Annotated in this window: 1 protein-coding gene; it reads right to left on the bottom strand. The window is 37.6% G+C overall.

Going from position 1 to position 1,094, the window contains the following annotated elements:
- Positions 1-505 precede the first annotated feature (505 nt).
- A partial coding sequence (locus ACIR131C_RS26265; protein WP_035372553.1) for a M10 family metallopeptidase C-terminal domain-containing protein occupies positions 506-1,094 on the bottom strand: 589 nt, incomplete at its 5' end.

A 1,094-nucleotide genomic window follows, 5' to 3' on the forward strand; every position in this document is an offset into this window, starting at 1 on the left:
GCTAATTGAGAAAAGTCTGATATAATTAGTTTTCAGGATGATTATTTATATCGAACTCAGGTGGTTTCAGCAACGCCGTATTTCCCAACTGAGAAATTAAGATTAAAGTTGTATATTGATCCTGAGTCTTCAGCCTGAAAATGATGTCAGATTTACAGTGGTTATGTCGAGTACCATTAAGCATCAAAGCAGCAAAATCATTAATATCAACAATATTTGAAAAAAATACAAAACTTTACAAATTAGCAGTGGTTTGAAAGACTAAATTGGGGAAAAATTATTCAGCAAATAATGTACTTTGACTAGTAGAACTAATGTACTATTGACAAATAGGTTAACTTATGGTATTGGAGGATGGTTTTTGGTGGTAAGTAGGGTTAGTAAGCAGCTAAGGATTTCTGAGAATTTAGTTTTTGTTAGTGCGCTAAAGCTCTATAGATTGTATCTCTAATGTAGAGACGTTTCATGAAACGTCCCTACATGGTTTTTGGGAGATATTGAGAAACTACACCCAACTAACAATAAAGTCTTGGTTAGTGAGATTTAGTCCAGGGGAAAGTTGAGCTAATGCTACCTGTAAACCAGAACCCAAAGCATCAGCATCAAAATAGACGATACCATTACTATTATTATAGATAATGTAATTAGTCCAAGAATTGGCACTTGTCCCTACAGAAAATACACTGGGAGCTAGTGCATTAGTTACCCCATCTGTCCACACCAGAGAATTAAAGCCAGTTCCAAACAATTCTATCTTGTCTCCTTGTGCCTTAGAAAAGTCGGTAATGGTGTCCATGCCTTCAGAGGGAGAATTAAACCTGAACTTATCAGCACCAAGCCCACCTGTGAGAGTGTCATTTCCTCCCAGTCCTAAGAAAGTGTCATTTCCAGAACCTCCGACTAGGTTATTATTGGTTGCATCTCCGGTTAAGGTTAATGGTCCAGCCGTATCATCATTAGTAATAGTTCCCGTCACAGCTGTAGTTGTACCAACAGTGTAACCTGTTCCTGAAGCCAAAGTTAAAACAACAGTTTCATTACTTTCCACAGTGGTATCGGCTGTGGGGTCAATAGTCAGAGTTTTTGTACTACTT

It is taken from the genome of Dolichospermum circinale AWQC131C, from assembly GCF_000426905.1.
GTDB classification, from domain to species: domain Bacteria; phylum Cyanobacteriota; class Cyanobacteriia; order Cyanobacteriales; family Nostocaceae; genus Dolichospermum; species Dolichospermum circinale.